The organism is Amycolatopsis orientalis DSM 40040 = KCTC 9412, assembly GCF_000478275.1.
Taxonomy (GTDB): Bacteria; Actinomycetota; Actinomycetes; order Mycobacteriales; family Pseudonocardiaceae; genus Amycolatopsis; species Amycolatopsis orientalis.
Genome location: NZ_ASJB01000051.1, coordinates 138,002 through 155,476, shown reverse-complemented (window position 1 = coordinate 155,476; position 17,475 = coordinate 138,002). Strand labels below are relative to the sequence as shown.

Sequence of the window (17,475 nt, the reverse complement as noted above, 5' to 3'; positions counted from 1 at the left end):
CTCGGACCGAACATGAAAAGTTCTCAGATACTATGCCTTCACTCGACCGTGGGGAACCCCGTCGGCACGATAAAGTCGCAGATCAGCGAAGGAGGAGCCCGCGTGTCCGACATCCAGGCCGCTAAACCGCAGACGGAGACGACTCCGCTCCGGCGGCAGCCCGTTCAGCAGCGCAGCGCCAAGCGGGTGGAGCAGATGCTCGACGCCAGCGCCCAGCTGATCGACGAGCTCGGTTACGACGCACTGACGACCACGCTGATCGCGAAGCGCGCCGGTGTGGCCGTCGGGTCGCTGTACCAGTTCTTCCCCGACAAGCGCGCCGTCGTGCAGGCGCTGACGCAGCGCAACCTCGAACGGTTCGTCAGCTCGGTGTCCGAAACGCTCAACCAGCTCGCGCCCGAGCACTGGTGGGACGTGGTGGACTCGATCCTCGACATCTACCTCGACATGCACCGCGAGGTCCCTGGGTTCTCGAAGGTCCACTTCGGCGATGTCGTGGACCGCCAGCTGCTCGACGAGACTCGCGACAACAACGCCGTCATCGTCGACGCGCTCACCGACGTGCTTTCGGCGCGGATCTCGTCACCGCCGGACGACATCCGGTTCGCGCTGACGATCGCCAACGAGACGGCCGACGCGCTGCTGAAGCTCGCGTTCCGCCGTGACCCGCGCGGGGACGAACGGATCGTGGCGGAGGCGAAGTCGGTGGTGAAGGGGTACTTGGCGAGCAAGTTCGGGGAAGCCTGAGTGGGGGCTGAAGGGGCCCTTCACCGCATCTGACTCGGCGAAGGACGCTTTCGTCGCGTCGGACTCGGTGAAGGACGCTTTCAGCCCGTACCTGTCCCTTGTGGACTCGCGACTCGCTGCCTGGACGTCGCGAAGGCCCCCTTTGCGACGTTGAGCGTCGCAAAGGGAGCCTTCGCGACACCGGTGGATCCCCCTGCTCCATTCGTGTCCACCGGCGCCCGGATCCCCTGCCCCAGCAGTCACACAATCCCCACAAGCCACGCCGCCACCCACCCTGACCTGGCTTTACACGGTTATCCACATAACTTGTCCACACCCACCCACAGTTGTGGACAACCGCGCCCCTCACTCCCCCGAAACCCGATTCCCGACACCCCCTCCCGATACGCTGGTGCAGGGCACGCCCCCCAGGGATGGGTGGGGGCACCGAGGGGTCCGTCTTGCAGGGCGACGATGAAGGAATTGGGACGTTGAGTGTCCCGATTCCTTCATCGTCGCGGGTTCGCATCCGTTCGCGAAGCTTGATCACCGGAACACCCCGGGTGTGGAGGTTTTGGGGCGTTCCCGGGGGTCAGCCGAAGTTTTGGTGTTCGCCTCGGTAGGTGGGGACGGTCCGATCGACGCGGTCGCCGATGACGACGTGGTAGTGCGTGAAGCGTTCGGCGAGTTCGCCCGCCTTCGCGTGGCGCATCCAGACGCGGTCGCCGAGCCGCAGGTGGCGGGCGGCTTCGCCGGAGACGGGGGTCTGGACTTCGCCGGCGCCTTCGAAGCCGAGCAGCGAAAGGCCTTCGGGCAGGTACGGGGTCGGGAGTCGCGAAGCCTCCGCTGGGCCCGAAGCGATGTAGCCGCCGGAGAAAAGCGTCGCGACCTTCGGCGCGGGGCGCCGGACCACGGGGAGCGCGAACATCGCGGCCGGTCGCGGCGAGAAGTGCGCGTAGCCGTCGAAGAGGGTGGGGCCGATGAGGCCGGAACCCGCCGCGATTTCGGTGACGGCGGCTTCGGCGCCAGTCGATTCGACGCTGCCGCTGCCGCCGCCGTTGACGAACTCCAGCTCCGTCAGCGCCCGCACCGCCCGCACGGCGGCCGCGCGGCGCTTCGCGATTTCCACAATGGACTTCCGCTGCATCCAGCCGACGATCGAGTTCTTGACGCCACTGCCCGCGGCATCGCCGAGACCGGCGATCTGGCCTTCGTACGCCATCATCCCGACGAGCCGGAAACCCTTGCGGGACAAGATGGTTCGCGCCAGATCCGCGGCCTGCCTCGGGCTGAACACCGGTGAGCGCCTGGTGCCGACGTGCACCCCGGGCAACGGCCGCCACGAGGCGTCGAGTTCGAGACAGACCCGGATCTCGGGGTGGTCCCGGCCGAGCGCGGCGTCGACCAGATCGAGATGTTCGGGTGAGTCGACCATGATCGAGATCGCCGCCCGCGCCTGGTCGTTCGCCGCCAGCCGTCGCAGCGCGCCGTGGTCGGCGGTCGGGTAGGCGACGACGATGTCATCGGTCGTCCCCTGCTCGACATGCCAGACGGCTTCGGCGAGCGAGTAGCACATGAGGCCCTCGAAGCCGGGCCGCGCGAGCACCCGGTCGAGCAGGTACCGGCAACGGACCGACTTGCTGACCACGCGGATCGGTTTGCCGCCCGCCCGCCGCAGCAGGTCGGCGCCGTTCGCGTCGAAAGCATCCAAGTCGACAACCGCGAACGGAGGATCCAGGTCCTTCGTCGCCAAGTCGTACACCGTCGCACTGGTCACCCGAACTAAGGTACGACAGAAGGGCTTGAAACGCGAATACTATTCACTTACTGTTTCGGCACTCACAAGAACACCACGGGTTAGGTGGGCGCATGACACGGTGGAGCAACTGGGCCGGCACCGCGACGGCGTCGCCGCTGCGGGTGCATCGGCCGCGCGACACGAACGAGATCGCCACCGCGATCGGCCGGACGGTCGCCGACGGACGGCGCCTGCGCCCACTGGGCAGCGGCCACTCGTTCACCGCGATCGCCGCGGCGAACTCGGACGCCATGGACCTGACCGGCTGGACCGGTATCGCCTCCGCCGACGTCGCGAACGGCCTGGTCACGGTCCGCTCGGGCACCACGCTCAAGCAGCTCAACGCCGAACTCGACACGCTGGGGCTGGCGATGACCAACCTCGGCGACATCGACGCGCAGACCGTCGCGGGCGCGATCTCCACCGGCACCCACGGCACCGGCGCCCGGCTCGGCGGCATCGCCACGCAGATCGCGGGGCTCGAACTCGTCCTCGCCGACGGCACCGTGGTCACCTGTTCGGCGGATGAGCGCCCCGACCTGTTCGCCGCCGCGCGAGTCGGCCTCGGCGCGCTCGGCGTCATCAGCACCGTCACCCTGCAGTGTGAACCGTCATTCCTGCTGTCCGCGCAGGAACGGCCGGAACCCCTCGAACAGGTTCTCGAAGGTTTCGACCAGTTCGCCGACGAGAACGACCACTTCGAGTTCTACTGGTTCCCCTACGGCAAGAACGCCCTGGTCAAGCGCAACAACCGGCTTCCGGCGGGCAGCGAGCGCCGCCCGCTGACCAAGCTGAAGGAATTCGTCGACTACGAGCTGACCGAGAACCTCGCGTTCGGCGGGCTGTGCCGCCTCGGCCGCGCCGTGCCGAAACTCGTCCAGCCGCTCGGCAGGTTCGCCTCGAACATCCTCTCCGCCCGCGAGTACAGCGACCTGTCGCATCGCGTCTTCGTGACCCATCGCGGGGTGCGGTTCGTCGAGTCGGAGTTCGCGATCCCCCGCGAGTCGCTGCTCGACGTCTTCGCCGAACTCCGTGCCCTGGTACCGAAGCTGGAGAACCCGGTCGCGTTCCCGGTCGAGGTTCGGGTCGCCGCCGCGGACGACATCTGGCTCTCCACCGCGAACGGCCGCGACTCCGCCTACATCGCGATCCACCAGTTCGTCGGCATGCCCTACCGCGAGTACTTCGCCGGGTTCGCGTCGATCGTCGGCGAGGTCGGCGGCCGCCCGCACTGGGGCAAGATGCACGACCTCGACTCCTCGATCCTCCGCTCGCGTTATCCGCGGTTCGACGACTTCACGCGGATCCGCAAGGAGGTGGACCCGGCCGGGGTCTTCGCGAACACCTACCTCGACCGGGTTCTCGGCACCGTTTAGGCCGTTTCGAACAACGCGCTGACCGACTCGCCGTTGTGGATCCGCCGCATCGCCTCCGCCAGCGCGGGCGCGATCGACAGGACCCGCAGCTTCGGGCTCTGCTCCTCCGGCGGGATCGGCACCGTGTTCGTGCAGACGACCTCCAGCACGTCCGGCTGGCTGCCGATCCGCTCGAGCGCGCCGCTGGAGAACAGCCCGTGCGTGCACGCGACGCGGATCGAGCGCGGCTTCAGTTCCCGCAGCTTGGTGAGCAGTTCGAGCACCGTGCTGCCCTTGGCGATCTCGTCGTCGAGGACGATCACGTCGCGACCGGTGATCTCCCCGATCACCGAGCTGATCTCGACCCTGTCGTCGGCGAAACGCTGTTTCGCGCCGGCGGCGACCTGAACCCCGAGCAGCCGGGCGAAATGCGCGGCCTCCTTGGCGTTGCCGAGATCCGGCGAGACCACGGTGGTCGCGGAGAGGTCGTACTGCCGGAAGTGCTTCGCCAGTTCCTGCAAGGCGTGCAGGTGGTCGACAGGCACACTGAAGAATCCGTGCACCTGCGGCGAATGCAGCGTCATCGCGAGGACGCGATCGGCACCGGCTGTCGCCATCAGGTCGGCGACGAGACGGCCGCCGATCGAGATCCGCGGCGCGTCCTTCTTGTCCGAGCGGGCGTACGAATAGTGCGGCATGACGACGGTGATCCGCTTCGCCGACGCGCCCCGCGCGGCGTCCAGCATCAGCAGCAGTTCGACGAGATGCTCCTGCACCGGCCGCACCAGCGGCTGGATCAGGAAGACGTCACGCTCGCGGCAGTTCGCCTGGAGCTGGACTTCGAGGCAGTCGTTGGCGAACCGCTGAACCCGCACGGGATGGAGCGGGACGCCCAGATGAGTACAGATCTCTTCGGCGAGCTCGGGATGTGCGCTACCGCTGAAAACCGCGATGTCCTCGCGCAAGGACCTACTCCGTTCACTTAACTGACGGATTACGTCCACACACTAGCCACGACCGGCGGTTTCACAGAGCGGAAACGGCCTGATCGATAGCAGTATCACCCGAGATCGCTTCGAGGACCCGGCCCGCCGTCGACGGGTTGTCGAGCAGCGCGACGAGGATCGCGGCGACGTCCTGACGCGGAATCGGCCCGCGCCCGGTCGCTTCGGCGATCAGGACCTTGCCGGTGCCTTCGTCGTTGGTGAGCTGCCCCGGCCGCAGGATCGTCCAATCGAGATCGCGGGCGCGCAGATCGTCCTCGGCGGCCTTCTTGGCCTTGAGGTAGATCCGGAAATCGTCCGGGACGTCCGCGGTCTCCCATTTGTCGGCCCCCATGGAGCCGACCTGGATGTGCCGCCGCGTGCCGGCCTGTTCCGCGGCCGCTGCGAAGAGTTCCGCGGCGGCTCTGTCCACAGTGTCCTTACGGGCCGTACCGCTGCCGGGCCCGGCGCCCGCCGCGAAGATCGCGGCGTCGGCGCCGTCGAGCACCTTGGCCACGGCGTCCACATCGGACTTTTCCAGATCGAGGACGACGGCTTCGGCACCGGCCGCCTCGAGATCGGCGACGTGATCGGGATTACGCACGATCCCCACCGCCTGATCACCGCGCGCGGCGAGGAGTTTCTCCAGTTTCAGGGCGATCTGTCCGTGTCCACCCGCAATGACGACCCGCATGGGACCGACAGTAGCCGGTTCAGTCCACTTCGGCAGGGAGCTCGGTGCCGCGCAGCAGCTGGTCGTAGACGATCTCGTTGACCAGGCGCGAGACCGGGTCCTCGTCCAGGATCATGCGCTCGTTGTGGCCCTCGAGGTCGAGGTCGGTGACGCCGTTGGGATCGGCGGTGGCGATGGCGAGCCCATAGGCGCGGGCACGCGGCAGGCAGTTGCCGACGTAGTCCTCGGTCAGTACGGCTGGCGATGGGAGCACCATCGCGGCCTCGCCGTAGCGTGCGAACGGGACCGCGGAGGCCATCGCGGTGCGCCAGTGCCGGGCGACCGCGAGGACGCCGATGATCTCGGCGGCCGGCGCGGGTGCGGTCGCGGCCAGCTCTGGCCATGTCCAGGTGTCGACGGTGGCGCGATCGACGACGGGACCCATGCCCATCGCGATGCGCTCCGCGTGCACGTCGGTGCGGAGCCGGGCGACCACGCAGATCTTGCGGCCGAGCACGGTGGTCTCCGGCAAGACGATGCCGTTCCAGCCGAGCAGGGCCGCCGCCTTGCGCGAAAGCTCCTCGACGCTCGCGGGCAGTTCGATCGGCGGCACCACCCGGCTCGGCAGTGACCGGCTGCGCTTCGCGCCACCGGCGACCGTCGAGCTCTCCATGTTCGGTGTAGCCGCCACGTTCCGCCTCCTTCGAACCTGGTTTCCCTAAGGCTCTTCATCCCCGTGCCACCTCGGTGGAAGCGGCACATGACCTGTCTAACAGGGCCGGAAGGCGGCGGCGCCGGACAACGGGAGTGGCTGCGATCGGCGGCGCCTTGCGATCGGTGACCGGTCGGTAGGCGGTCATCGGACTTCAGTCCGACCGTGCCGCCAACCGAGTGAGAGCGAGGTAAGTGGTGTTACCCGGCGTCTCCGAACGGTCACAGGGATGAACGGGCCGCCACCGAACAGTGGCGTGGCAACCGAAGTAGGGCACTAGTCCATTCAGCCCAGTGAATAGTCATTCCACAGTGGACCATCGCAGGTCAGGGTCAGGAGACGGTCGCGGTCCGGAGGAGTTCTTCGACGCCCGGGGTGCGCCATTCGTCCATCACCACGATTTGCCTGTCCGCAAGGAACCAGATCCGTTGGGTCACCTGCGCGTCGCCGCTTCCGCCCGTCTGTCCACGAGGAACACACTGGATCGTCCACTCCTCGTAGGTCGCCGTCGTCCCGCCCACCGGTGCGGTGGCGGAAGTCGTCTGGACGGCGTCACCCTCTTGGCGGAGGTCCTTGCGGCCGGCGGCGTTGCACGCCCGGCCGCCCGCGCTGCGCCGGTAGAAACCGCCGGGCCGGTAGGGCGGTTGCTCGGCCGACTGCTCGGTGTTGTCCGTGACCAGGAAGTACTTGCAGTTGAAGTACTTCTTCGGGTCCGGGCAGCCCGCGCCGACGATCACCTTCTCCAGTCCCTGCGACACGGCGGTCCAGCCGTCGGGCAGGTGCAGGGTCAGGGCGCCGACCTTGACGTCGGTGGTGGCTCCCGGCGCGGGCGCCGTCGTCGACGGGCCCTTGACGGTCTTGCCGCCGGTCAGCCCCGCGACGAGCTCGGGGTTCAACAGGTCGGCCAGTTTGTCGTAGGGCAGTTTCATGGTCTGGACGCCGCAGGCGGTCTCGAAACCGAGGCGGTTGTAGTTGATGGTGAGTTCGACCTCGGCGGGGGTGAAGGTCGGGAACACCTTGCGTTCCCCCGGTCCGGCCAGGTCGGCCGGTTTGATCGGCGTCCAGGTGGTGAGCGCGCAGCCCTGGTCGTGGTCCGGCCAGAGACGATCGCTGAGGGCCAGCATGCCCTGGTCCGTGAACATCCCGGGGCGGAACAGGTCCGCGGACGGGACCGCGGTCCCGCTCTTGAGGTCGATCAGCACGGCGGAGCGGCCCATGTTCCACGTCGAGTGCGGAGCGTTGTCGAGGCCGTGTTCGTAGCGGACGGAGAGGTAGCGCTCGTTCTGCATCCGCACGTCGGCGGTGGTGTTGAGGGCGTACGGCCCGCCACCGTGTTCGGCTCGCAGCCGCGCGGCACCCGGTCCGGTCTCGCGGTTCCATTCGTCGATCGGCGCGGTCAGCGCGTCGTTGACCCGCTTCGACCAGGCTTGGTCGGGCCCACCGGTCACCTCCGGGAACTGCCCGCGGAACGGGAGGTCGGTGCCGGGCACGGTCCCGGTCCGCGTCTTCATGGCGACCTTGAGCGCGACGGCCTGCTGGGTGGTCGGCGGCGCCTGCGGCGGCGGGGTGCTCGCGTCGGAGAAGACGACCACCGAGCCGACCACCGCGGCCGTCGCCGCGACGACACCGATGGCGATCTTCAGCCCGGCCGCGATCCCGCCGGTCGACGCGGCCACCGCACCCGTTCCGGCGGCGGCGACACCGGGCGCGGCCGCCGTCCCGGCGCCGAGCAGGGCCAACGGCGTCACCGCGGCGAGGACGCCCGTCGCCTTCGCGAGCCGTGACCAGCCCTTGCGCTCCCAGTCATCGCCGTAACCCGCACGGGCGACGCGTTCCAGTTCGCCGACGAAGGTGAGCGCGTCGGCGGGCCGTTTCGACGGATCCTTCGCCATCCCCAGTGCGACGATCTCGTGCACCGGTTCCGGGGCCTCGCCGAACGGGATCGGCGCGTGTTCGTGCAGCGTGCGGAGTACTTCGGTGTCCTCGGCCTGGTACGGCCGGTGTCCGGCGACGCACTGGAAGAACACGCAGGTCGCGGCGTAGACGTCGGTGGCGGGCGTGGCCTGTCCGCCCGCCCACTGCTCGGGTGCCATGTACGCGGGCGTGCCGACGGACGGGCCGCGTTCGCCCGCCAGGACGGCCGTGCCGAAGTCGACCAATTTGCTCTCGCCGGTGTCGGCGACGAGGACGTTGGCCGGTTTGTAGTCCCGATGGACGACGTTGACCGAGTGCGCCGCGGCCAGGCCGAGTAGCGAGCCCTTCAGTACCGCCAGGGCGGCTTCGGGTTCGAGAGCACCTTCGGCCATCAGGACCGAACGCAACGAGACGCCGTTGATCGCTTCCATCACGATCGCCGCGCCCTGCGGCGTCTCGAAGAACTCGTACAGCCGGACGACGTGCGGGCTCGACACCCGGTGCAGCGCCAGCGCCTCCTGCCGGAACGCGCCCAGGTACGCGGGGTCCGTGGCGAAGCGGGAGAAGAGGTACTTGATCGCGACGACATGGCCGGTGTTGTCCTGACGGGCCAGGACCACGCGGCCGAAGGTGCCCGTCCCGAGCTGCTCCAGCTCGGTGAAGCCGGGCAGTCTCCACTCGTCGCTCACGTCTTGAGTGTTCACTGCCACCGTGCCTCTTCCAGAATCTTGTCGAGTCCCGGAGTGTTCCATTCGTCGACGATCACGAGCTGCGTCTTCGGCAGGAACCACACCCGCTGGGTGACCGTCCCGCCGCCGGAACAGGTGAGCCGCCATTCCTCGTAGGCGGCCCGTTTCGTCCCGATCGGCCGGAGCTCCTTCTTCTGTAAGACGGGCGAACCCTGCGTTTCGTTAGGCGCCCCGATGGAAAGACACGGCCGCGGACCGAGCGAACGGTTGTAGGGCTTGCCCGGTTCGTACGCCGGAGTGGCCGGCTCGACCCGCGAGTTGTCGCTGAACAGGACGCCCGCGCAGTGGAACGGCTGCATCCCGGTGTTCGTGCACTGGTCGGCGGTCACCAGATAGCGCTCGATGGGCGCGCTGGAGAGCAGCCACCAGCTCTCCGGCGTGGTGATGGTGAACGCGCCGACGTTGTCCTCTTTGGTCCGTTTGCCCTGCGTGGCGCCGTTCGTGAGGCCGAGCAGGTTCATGACCGTCGGGCTCATCAGGTCGCGCAGACGGTCGTATTCGGTGGTGACCTCCGTCGGATCGCAGGCGCGCGGAAAGCCGAGTGCGGAGCCGTAGACGTAGAACCGCATCCCGTTCGCGGCGGGCGCCGCCTGCACGATGGAGTCGTAGTCGAAGGTGTAGCGCTGCGACAGCGACGTCGCCGGGAGATGCTCGGTGGAGCTCCGGGAGCCGGTGAGGCAGTCGCCGGGCTTCGCCGAATCGAGGAGGCGGTCTTCGAGCATCTGCATCCGCGAGGAGGTGCCGTCGACGTTGTCGAAGAGATGCGCGGAGGAGATCTGCTCCCCCTTCGTGAGGTCGATGACGACCGGGCGGATGCTGAACCCGCCGTGGTTTCCGAACTGGATGGAGTCGATCGAGCGCTTGTAGACGACCGAGAGCAGTTTGTCGTCTCGGCGGAGAACCTCGGCCTCGGTCTTCATGTGCGGGATGTCGCCGTCGGGTTCGCGCTGCGGCTGGTAACTGTCGGGCCAGAAGTTCTCGAGCCAGCCGTCGATGGGCGCCATCAGCGCCTTGTTGACCCGCTCCTCGGCGGCCTTGTCCTTCAGCCCGCTGATCCGGACGTACTTGCCGTTGTAGTCGTAGCCGTCGAGCTTCTCGGTGCGGGTGAGCAGGTCGACCTGCATCGCGGCGACCGTCGCGGTCTGTGGTGGCGCCGACGCCTGGTCGTCGCTGTTGACGTTGATCACCACGACCGTGCCGACCGCGGCCGCGGTGACGGCGGCGACCGCGGCGGTCACCTTGAGCCCGAGCGCGATCCCGCCACCCGTGGTCGCCGCGACGCCGCCCGCCGCGCCGCCCGCGATGACCGGCGCCGCGGCGGTTCCGGCCCCGAGCAGGGCCAGCGGGGACAGCGCGACCAGGACACCGGCGCCCTTGGCGAGCCAGTGCCAGCCGTTGCGCTCCCAGTCGTCGCCGTACGCCTTCCGTGCGGACGACTCCAGTTCGACGACGAACTCCGCCGCGCCCGACGGCCGCTGGGCGACGTCCTTCGCCATACCGCGCGCGATGAGGTCGCGGACCGGTTCGGGGACCTCGCCGAACGGGATCGGCGCGTATTCGTGCAGCGTGCGGAGCACTTCGGTCTGTTCGGCCTCGTACGGCCGGTGTCCGGCGACGCACTGGAAGAACACGCAGGTCGCGGCGTAGACGTCGGTGGCGGGCGTGGCGACGCCGCCCGCCCACTGCTCGGGCGCCATGTACGCGGGCGTGCCCGCGGCGACGCCGGTCTCCCCCGAGAGCACGGCGATGCCGAAGTCGACGAGTTTGCTTTGTCCTTCCGGGGTGACCAGGACGTTGGCCGGTTTGTAGTCGCGGTGGACGGTGCCCGCGGCGTGCGCGCCGGCGAGGCCGAGCAGCGAACCCTTGAGGATGGCCAAGGCGGCTTCGGGTTCGAGCTTCTCCTGGCGGCTCAGGATCTCTTTCAGGGAGACTCCGTGAACGGCTTCCATGATGATGGCGGCACCCTGTGGGGTCTCCACGAACTGGTGCAGACGGGCGATATGGGGACCCGAAACGCGGCTCAGGATCTGGGCCTCATGGCGGAATTCCGCCAGGCGTTGAGGGTCGGCCGCGAACCTCGTGTACAGGTATTTGATGGCCACGACCTGGGCCGATTCCTCGTGCCGCGCCAGCACGACACGTCCGAAACCACCCTCGCCCAGTGATCCCAGCTCGGTGAAACCCGGCAAGGCCCAGTCGTCCACAGCACCTCCGCGATTCCCGATCGTGTCCCCTTGGAGGTGAGCTGCGCCGCAGCGGTTCCCCGCCTTCCGGGTTTAGGGTTACTCGTCGGTCACTTAGCCCGTTGCGATGGAGGAACGATGCGTTCGCCGAAGGATTTCTTCGCCCCGCTCGCGGTGGGGGCGCCGGAACCGCTCCGCCAGATCCCCGTGCCTCCTTCGCGGATGATCCACTTCTTCGACCCCAGCAACGAGAAGATGGCCGCCAAGGTCCCCGATCTTGCCAAGAAGGTCGACGTCCTGCTCGGGAACCTCGAGGACGCGGTGCGCGCCGACCGCAAGGAGGCCGCGCGGAACGGGCTCGTCTCCATCGCGAAGGCGAACGACTTCGGCAAGACGCAGCTGTGGACCCGCGTCAACAGTCTCGACTCGCCGTGGGTGCTCGACGATCTGATCACACTGGTCACCGAGATCGGCGACAAGCTCGACGTCATCATGGTGCCGAAGGTCGAAGGCGCGCAGGACATCCACTACGTCGACAGGCTGCTCGCCCAGCTCGAAGCACGGGCGGGGTGGGCGAAACCGCTGCTGGTGCACGCGATCCTGGAGACGGCCAGCGGCGTCGCGAACGTCGAGGAGATCGCCGGCGCGAGCCCCCGGATGCAGGGCATCTCGCTCGGCCCGGCCGACCTCGCCGCCAGCCGCCGGATGAAGACCACCCGGGTGGGTGGTGGGCATCCCGGTTACCTGGTGCGCACGGACCCGACCGGTGAAGACCTGAACGAGGGACGCACGACGTATCAGCAGGACCTCTGGCATTACACCGTCGCGCGGATGGTGGACGCCTGCGCGGCGAACGGGATCCTGCCGTACTACGGGCCGTTCGGCGACATCCGCGACGTCGTGGCCTGCGAAGACCAGTTCCGCAACGCGTTCCTGCTCGGCTGCGTGGGTGCCTGGAGCCTGCACCCGGTGCAGATCGACATCGCCAAGAAGGTGTTTTCGCCGTCCCCCGAGGACGTGGCCTGGGCGCGGCGCGTGATCGCCGCGATGGGTGACGGCACCGGCGCCGTGATGATCGACGGGAAGATGCAGGACGACGCCTCGGTGAAGCAGTGCCGTGTGGTCGCCGAACTCGCCGACGCCCTCGCCGCCGACGACCCCGAACTCGCCTCCGCGTACGACGCGGCCAGTAAGGAGACTTCCGCATGAACCCCCGGCGTTCCGTTCTCTACATGCCCGGCGCGAACGAAAGAGCGCTGGAAAAGGCCAAGGCGCTCGACGCGGACGGGCTCATCCTCGACCTCGAAGACGCCGTCGCGCCCGACGCGAAGGAAGCCGCACGTGAACGCGTTTGCGCGGCCGCGGCGTCGAAGGAGTACGGCTCGCGCGAGGTGACCATCCGCGTCAACGGGCTCGACACGGAGTGGCACGACGCCGACCTCCGGGCCGCCGCGCAGGCCGGACCGGCCGCGATCGTGGTGCCGAAGGTGAACTCCGCCGCCGAGGTGCACAACATCGAGCGCGCGCTGGAACTCGGCGGCGCCCCCGACCACACGAAGATCTGGGCGATGGTCGAAACCCCGGTCGCGATGCTGCACGCCGAGGAGATCGCGGCGGCGTCCGAGCGGCTGACCGTGCTGGTCATGGGCACGAACGACCTGGCGAAGGAACTGCACGCCGAGTTCGTCCCCGGCCGCGCGCCGCTGCTCGGCGGGCTTTCGCTGGCGCTGCTGGCCGCGCGCGCGACCGGCAAGGCGATCCTCGACGGCGTCTACAACGACGTGAAGGACATCGAGGGCTTCGAGGCGGAATGCCTGCAGGGACGCCAGTTCGGCTTCGACGGCAAGACGCTGATCCACCCGAGCCAGCTGGAGCCGTGCAACCGGATCTTCGCGCCGTCCGACGAGGAGATCGAGCGGTCGCGGAAGATCATCTCGGCGTTCGAGGAGGCTCAGGCGGCCGGGCAGGGCGTCGTGACCGTGGACGGGCGGATGATCGAGAACCTGCACGTGGAGAACGCGCGGCGGATCCTGACGCTGGCCGAGGCGATCGGCCGCTGACGCATTTGGTCCTCTGGATGCGGTCGTTGCGTGGGCAAGTACCGTCTCCAGAGGACGAAATGCGGGTGGTCAGGGGCCCGGACGAGTGAATCGTCAACTTTCGCAGACGATTGCCTAAGCTGTGCGCATGACCCGACAGCGGCTGACGTCGATCGAGATCGAGGGGTTCACCTCGATCCGTTCGGCGCGTGTCGAACTGGGCGCGATGAACGTGCTCATCGGCGCGAACGGCGCGGGCAAGAGCAACTTCGTCCAGGCCTTCGAGCTGTTGGGCAGGATCAGCGAAGATCTGCTGAACCTGTTCGTGGGACGCAACGGCGGTGCGTCGGCGCTGATCAACGACGCCGCCGACACCCTGCGGATCAGCCTCAAACTGGAGGCACCGCCCAACAGCTACCAGGCCCATCTGGCGGCGGCACCGGGCGAAGAACTGATCTTCGACGACGAAGTCATCTCGTACCACGGCCCCGGCCACGAACAGCCCTGGACGAGGTCGATCGGACGCGGACATCGGGAAAGCCGCCTCAACGACGTCGTCGAAGAGCGCGGGAGCAACTCGGTGGCTTCGCACATCACCGAACTGCTTCAAGGCTGCCGGGTCTATCACTTCCACGACACGAGCGTCGATGCTCCGGTGAAACGGCTGGCTCCGACCGCGGACAACCTCGCGTTGCGCGCGGACGCGGGGAACATCGCCGCGGTGCTGCTGCGGCTCCGGGACAGCGAAGACCGGGCCGACAAGGTCGCGTATCGCCGGATCGTCGGCGCGATTCGCCTCGTCGCCCCGTTCTTCCGCGACTTCGTCCTCCAGCCGGACAGCACCGACCGCATTTTGCTTCGCTGGCAGCGGCAGAATTCCGAAACCGTCTTCTCGGCGAACCAGATGTCCGACGGAACCCTGCGTTTCGTCTGTCTGGTCACGTTGTTGTTCCAGCCGGAACTTCCCGCGCTCGTCGTGCTCGACGAACCGGAACTCGGTCTGCACCCGTTCGCCATCGTCCAGCTCGCGGACATGCTTCGGGTCGCTTCAACGCGCAGTCAGGTCTTGATCGCGACCCAGTCGGTGACCTTGATGAACCAGTTCTCCGCAGATGATCTGATCATCGTCGAGCAGCGGAACGGCGACTCCGTCTTCACCCGGCCCAACAAGGTCGCGCTGGAAACCTGGCTCGACGAGTACTCACTCGGCGAACTCTGGGAGAAGAACATCATCGGCGGTCAGCCGGGATCGCTGGGCAGCGTTCTCGATGCCTGATCAGAAGCGCCTGCACCTGTTGGTGGAAGGCCAGACCGAGGCGACCGTCGTCCGTGACCTGCTTTCCGGGCACCTTCAGCGTCAGGGCTGGTTCGTCACCTACTCGACGGTCCGCACTCAGACGTCGTCCGTCACCTACCGTGGCGGCGTCACATCGTGGCCGAAACTGTACCGGGAGATCAAAGAACTTCTAGCCAGTCCAAGGCTGACAGTGCTGACGACACTGTTCGACTACTACGGCTTTCCTTCCGACGCGCCGGGGATGGCGACTCGTCCGGCCGGTGGCGCCACCGGCAAGGTCGAGCACGTCGAAGAGGCGCTGCGAACAGCGGTGGGCGATCACCGCTTCGTGCCTCATCTCGTCCAGCACGAACTGGAGTCCTGGGTGTTCGCCGCAAGGAACCAACTCGCGTTCCTTCGCGACGATCCCGCGGTCGCCGAGCGGCTCGAACAGGACTGTGCCGCGGCCGGTGGGCCGGAACTCGTCAACGACGACCCGAAGAACGCGCCTTCGAAGCGCCTGGCCCGATACTGCCCTGGTTACGTGAAAACCCTCGAAGGGCCGCTGGCGATCGGCGACCTGGGCATCGAAGGCCTTCAAGCCCAGTGCCCGCACTTCGCCGGCTGGTTAGGGAAGCTCAGCGCCCCCATCGACTAGCAGCCACTTGAGTCTGGGACCGGCATCAGCCGCTGCGCATGCGGGTCCCATTTCTGACTACAGAACAGTTGCCGGAACGGCCAGGTTTTGCTTCACTTGCATCTGGCCAAACCGGGGGAGCCCATGAACGGATGGACCATCGCCCTCATCATCTATGTCCTTGCCTCGACAGGGAGCTTTGCGCCGGTCGCACGAATTCTTCTGAAAGACGTAGAGCTTCATCCAGGCGGGCCGTCATTCGATGATTCACCACACTTTTCCGATGATGCCAAAGTCCGACTTCAGCAACATTACGACCGGATGCACGGCGCCTTATCCTACTGGAAGTCACAGACCGCAAAACATAAGGCGTTCTATAATTACTGCCTTATCTGGATTACGCTAGCAACCGCTTCAGTTCCATTTCTGGCACAAGCCATAACCGGCGACCCTCAGTCGAAATGGCTGGTCACAACCATTGGAGCACATGCCGCAATCCTTCTGGCGTTTTCCCGGGCGTTCCGCGTCGAGAACAATTTCAAGGCTTTCCGACATGGCGAATCAGAGTTCTATGATCTTCGCAGGCGCCTACTGGACCGACCGGCCTTATTCGGCAAAACCGAAGCAGAACAACTCGACTCGTACTTCGAGCAGGTCGAGGTGATCCGACGGTCGATACGTGTCTCCGAAACCGATAATTTTCCGTCGATTGAAGACATCACGCCGGTGCGCCACGCCAACGGCGACTCGTCAACGCCACCGACACCACCCGGCGCCTGACCGAGGCTGCGCGGTCATTGTGATCATCGCGGCGTGTGAAGGCGTGTGAAGAAGCGCAGGCGGCCCAACAGGGATAGGGCGTCGTGACCGTGGACGGGCGGATGATCGAGAACCTGCACGTGGAGAACGCGCGGCGGATCCTGGCACTGGCCGAGGCGATCGGCCGCTGACGCGTTTCGTCCTCTGGATGCGGTCGTTGCGTGGGCAAGTACCGTCTCCAGAGGACGAAATGCGGGTGGTCAGGGGCGAGGGAGCGGGCGTCAGGGCCAGGGGCGGGGTGTGGGGCGAAGGGTTTCGTAGGCGGCAGCGACGCGAAGGACGTCGAGGTCGGCGAAGCGGCGGCCGCTGATCTGGAGGCCGATGGGCTGGTCGTCGCTCGTGTAGCCGCAGTTGATCGAGACCGCGGGCTGGCCGGACATGTTGTACGGCACGGTGAACGCGATGTGCTCGAAAGGCCGCCGAGGGTCGTTGGTCGGCGAAGGCCACTCCGCGGGCGGAGCCGAGACAGGGCAGGTCGGCGACAGGACGACGTCGAAGCGTTCGGTCGCGCGCAAGGTCGCGACGGCGATGGTGTCGATCTGCGCGAAGCCGCGATAGGCGTCGACGCCGTTGACGTCGGCGCCGCCCGCGGCCCAGTCGGCGATGTACGGCAGGACCTTCGCGCGGCGCTCCTCAGGGAGCGCGGACATGTCCGACCAGGCGCGGACACGCCAGAAGGTGTCGAGCCCGTCGAGCATCTCTCGCCGCAGGAACGGCGAAACCGGCTCGACCACGGCACCCGCCGCCTCGAACGCCCGCGCGGCGCCGGTGACGGCCGCGAGGATCTCGGGTGACACCGGGAGACCGACGCCGGGATCGAGGTGCAGCCCGATCCGCAGCCCCTTGACCTCGCTGGACAGCGACTCCCAGTCCAGCGACGACGGCGGCAGCGAAAGGTGGTCGCGACCATCCACACCGGACAGAACGCTCATCAGCAGCGCGGTGTCGGCGACGGTGCGCGTCATCGGCCCGGCGACCCGGCCGAGGAACGGCGGATCCACCGGAACCCGGCCGAAACTCGGCTTCAGCCCCACCAGACCGCACCAGCCGGCGGGCAGCCGGATCGAGCCGCCGATGTCCGTGCCGACGTGCAGTGGGCCGTAACCGGCGGCGGCCGCCGCACCGGCTCCGGCGCTGGAGCCGCCGGGCGTGCGCGCGAGATCCCACGGATTCCGCGACGCGGTGTGGAAACTCGACAGCCCGGACGTCAGCATCCCGTAATCCGGCATGGTCGTCTTGGCCAGCAGGACACCGCCGGACTCACGCACGCGGGCGGCCGCCGGGGCGTCTTCGGACGCGGGCGGGAGCGCGGTCGCGGCCGTGCCGAGCGGGACCGGCGTGCCTCGGGTCGCGATGTTCTCCTTGAGCGTCAAGGGAACGCCGTCGATCGGGCCGAGCGGTTCCCCGGCGTGCCAGCGGCTCTCGGATGACTTCGCGTCTTCACGCGCGCCGCTCGGGTCGTACGCGTAGAGCGCGTGCAGCTCGGGTTCGCGCGCCTCGACGCGAGCGAGGACCGCTTCGGTGACTTCGACCGGCGAAAGCGTCCCGGCGCGGTAGTGCGCGACCAGTTCGACGGCGGTCAGATCAGGCAACTCCGGCACAGCGGCCTCC

The 17,475-nt window shown here is 67.6% G+C and carries 14 protein-coding genes and 1 pseudogene; 8 read left to right on the top strand and 7 right to left on the bottom strand.

Annotated features, from left to right (window positions below):
• The first annotated feature begins 102 nt into the window (after positions 1-102).
• Entirely contained in the window at positions 103-747 is a 645-nt protein-coding gene (locus L324_RS17170) for a TetR/AcrR family transcriptional regulator (protein ID WP_044849572.1), read from the top strand.
• A 571-nt stretch (positions 748-1,318) separates the two neighbouring features.
• Here L324_RS17170 and L324_RS17165 read toward each other — a convergent pair.
• Complete coding sequence (locus tag L324_RS17165) at positions 1,319-2,503, bottom strand: amino acid deaminase/aldolase (protein ID WP_037308847.1); 1,185 nt, start codon at positions 2,501-2,503, stop codon at positions 1,319-1,321.
• Positions 2,504-2,595: 92 nt separating this feature from the next.
• On the opposite strand from L324_RS17165, the gene L324_RS17160 reads away from it, so the two are divergent.
• The gene (locus L324_RS17160) at positions 2,596-3,900 is read left to right on the top strand and encodes a D-arabinono-1,4-lactone oxidase (RefSeq protein WP_037308844.1); all 1,305 of its coding nucleotides are present in this window, start codon (positions 2,596-2,598) and stop codon (positions 3,898-3,900) included.
• On the opposite strand, the gene L324_RS17155 is transcribed toward L324_RS17160, so the two are convergent.
• The 5 genes from L324_RS17155 to L324_RS17135 form a co-directional block, all read right to left on the bottom strand.
• Positions 3,897-4,844 carry a ribose-phosphate diphosphokinase gene (locus L324_RS17155; protein ID WP_037308842.1) on the bottom strand — a complete coding sequence of 316 codons (948 nt, stop codon included), beginning with the start codon at positions 4,842-4,844 and terminating at the stop codon, positions 3,897-3,899. The genes L324_RS17160 and L324_RS17155 overlap by 4 nt on opposite strands.
• Positions 4,845-4,905: 61 nt before the next feature.
• On the bottom strand, positions 4,906-5,556 hold the full coding sequence (locus tag L324_RS17150; RefSeq protein WP_037308839.1) for an NAD(P)H-binding protein: 651 nt from the start codon (positions 5,554-5,556) through the stop codon (positions 4,906-4,908).
• 19 nt (positions 5,557-5,575) lie between these two features.
• The gene (locus tag L324_RS17145; RefSeq protein ID WP_037308836.1) at positions 5,576-6,226 is read right to left on the bottom strand and encodes a hypothetical protein; all 651 of its coding nucleotides are present in this window, start codon (positions 6,224-6,226) and stop codon (positions 5,576-5,578) included.
• A 353-nt stretch (positions 6,227-6,579) separates the two neighbouring features.
• A complete protein-coding gene (locus L324_RS17140) occupies positions 6,580-8,850 on the bottom strand; it encodes a serine/threonine-protein kinase (protein ID WP_235783555.1) in 2,271 nt (756 codons plus the stop codon).
• An 11-nt stretch (positions 8,851-8,861) separates the two neighbouring features.
• Positions 8,862-11,114: a protein kinase domain-containing protein gene (locus L324_RS17135; protein ID WP_037308830.1), complete on the bottom strand. Its 2,253-nt coding sequence runs from the start codon at positions 11,112-11,114 to the stop codon at positions 8,862-8,864.
• A gap of 117 nt (positions 11,115-11,231) precedes the next feature.
• Here L324_RS17135 and L324_RS17130 point away from each other — a divergent pair, with 117 nt between their 5' ends.
• From L324_RS17130 to L324_RS43600, 6 genes and pseudogenes are all read left to right on the top strand, one after another.
• Entirely contained in the window at positions 11,232-12,302 is a 1,071-nt protein-coding gene (locus L324_RS17130; RefSeq protein ID WP_037308828.1) for an HpcH/HpaI aldolase/citrate lyase family protein, read from the top strand.
• Positions 12,299-13,153, top strand: a complete 855-nt coding sequence (locus L324_RS17125) for an HpcH/HpaI aldolase/citrate lyase family protein (RefSeq protein WP_037308825.1) — start codon at positions 12,299-12,301, stop codon at positions 13,151-13,153. The genes L324_RS17130 and L324_RS17125 overlap by 4 nt, the downstream gene beginning before the upstream one ends.
• Positions 13,154-13,280: 127 nt before the next feature.
• Positions 13,281-14,408: an AAA family ATPase gene (locus L324_RS17120; RefSeq protein ID WP_037308822.1), complete on the top strand. Its 1,128-nt coding sequence runs from the start codon at positions 13,281-13,283 to the stop codon at positions 14,406-14,408.
• On the top strand, positions 14,401-15,066 hold the full coding sequence (locus L324_RS17115; RefSeq protein ID WP_037308819.1) for a DUF4276 family protein: 666 nt from the start codon (positions 14,401-14,403) through the stop codon (positions 15,064-15,066). The genes L324_RS17120 and L324_RS17115 overlap by 8 nt, the downstream gene beginning before the upstream one ends.
• A gap of 123 nt (positions 15,067-15,189) precedes the next feature.
• The gene (locus L324_RS42400; protein WP_152546881.1) at positions 15,190-15,825 is read left to right on the top strand and encodes a hypothetical protein; all 636 of its coding nucleotides are present in this window, start codon (positions 15,190-15,192) and stop codon (positions 15,823-15,825) included.
• Positions 15,826-15,866: 41 nt separating this feature from the next.
• Positions 15,867-15,995 (top strand): annotated as a pseudogene (locus L324_RS43600) (CoA ester lyase); the annotation flags it as partial.
• A 90-nt stretch (positions 15,996-16,085) separates the two neighbouring features.
• Here L324_RS43600 and L324_RS17110 read toward each other — a convergent pair.
• Positions 16,086-17,465: an amidase gene (locus tag L324_RS17110; protein ID WP_037308817.1), complete on the bottom strand. Its 1,380-nt coding sequence runs from the start codon at positions 17,463-17,465 to the stop codon at positions 16,086-16,088.
• Between the last annotated feature and the right edge of the window lie 10 nt (positions 17,466-17,475).

Bases quoted from the DNA above. Each gene is read 5' to 3' on its own strand.
- L324_RS17160 (WP_037308844.1), top strand. From the start codon at position 2,596: ATGACACGGTGGAGCAACTGGGCCGGCACCGCGACGGCGTCGCCGCTG.
- L324_RS17150 (WP_037308839.1), bottom strand. From the start codon at position 5,556: ATGCGGGTCGTCATTGCGGGTGGACACGGACAGATCGCCCTGAAACTG.
- L324_RS17130 (WP_037308828.1), top strand. From the start codon at position 11,232: ATGCGTTCGCCGAAGGATTTCTTCGCCCCGCTCGCGGTGGGGGCGCCG.
- L324_RS17125 (WP_037308825.1), top strand. From the start codon at position 12,299: ATGAACCCCCGGCGTTCCGTTCTCTACATGCCCGGCGCGAACGAAAGA.
- L324_RS17120 (WP_037308822.1), top strand. From the start codon at position 13,281: ATGACCCGACAGCGGCTGACGTCGATCGAGATCGAGGGGTTCACCTCG.
- L324_RS17115 (WP_037308819.1), top strand. From the start codon at position 14,401: ATGCCTGATCAGAAGCGCCTGCACCTGTTGGTGGAAGGCCAGACCGAG.
- L324_RS42400 (WP_152546881.1), top strand. From the start codon at position 15,190: ATGAACGGATGGACCATCGCCCTCATCATCTATGTCCTTGCCTCGACA.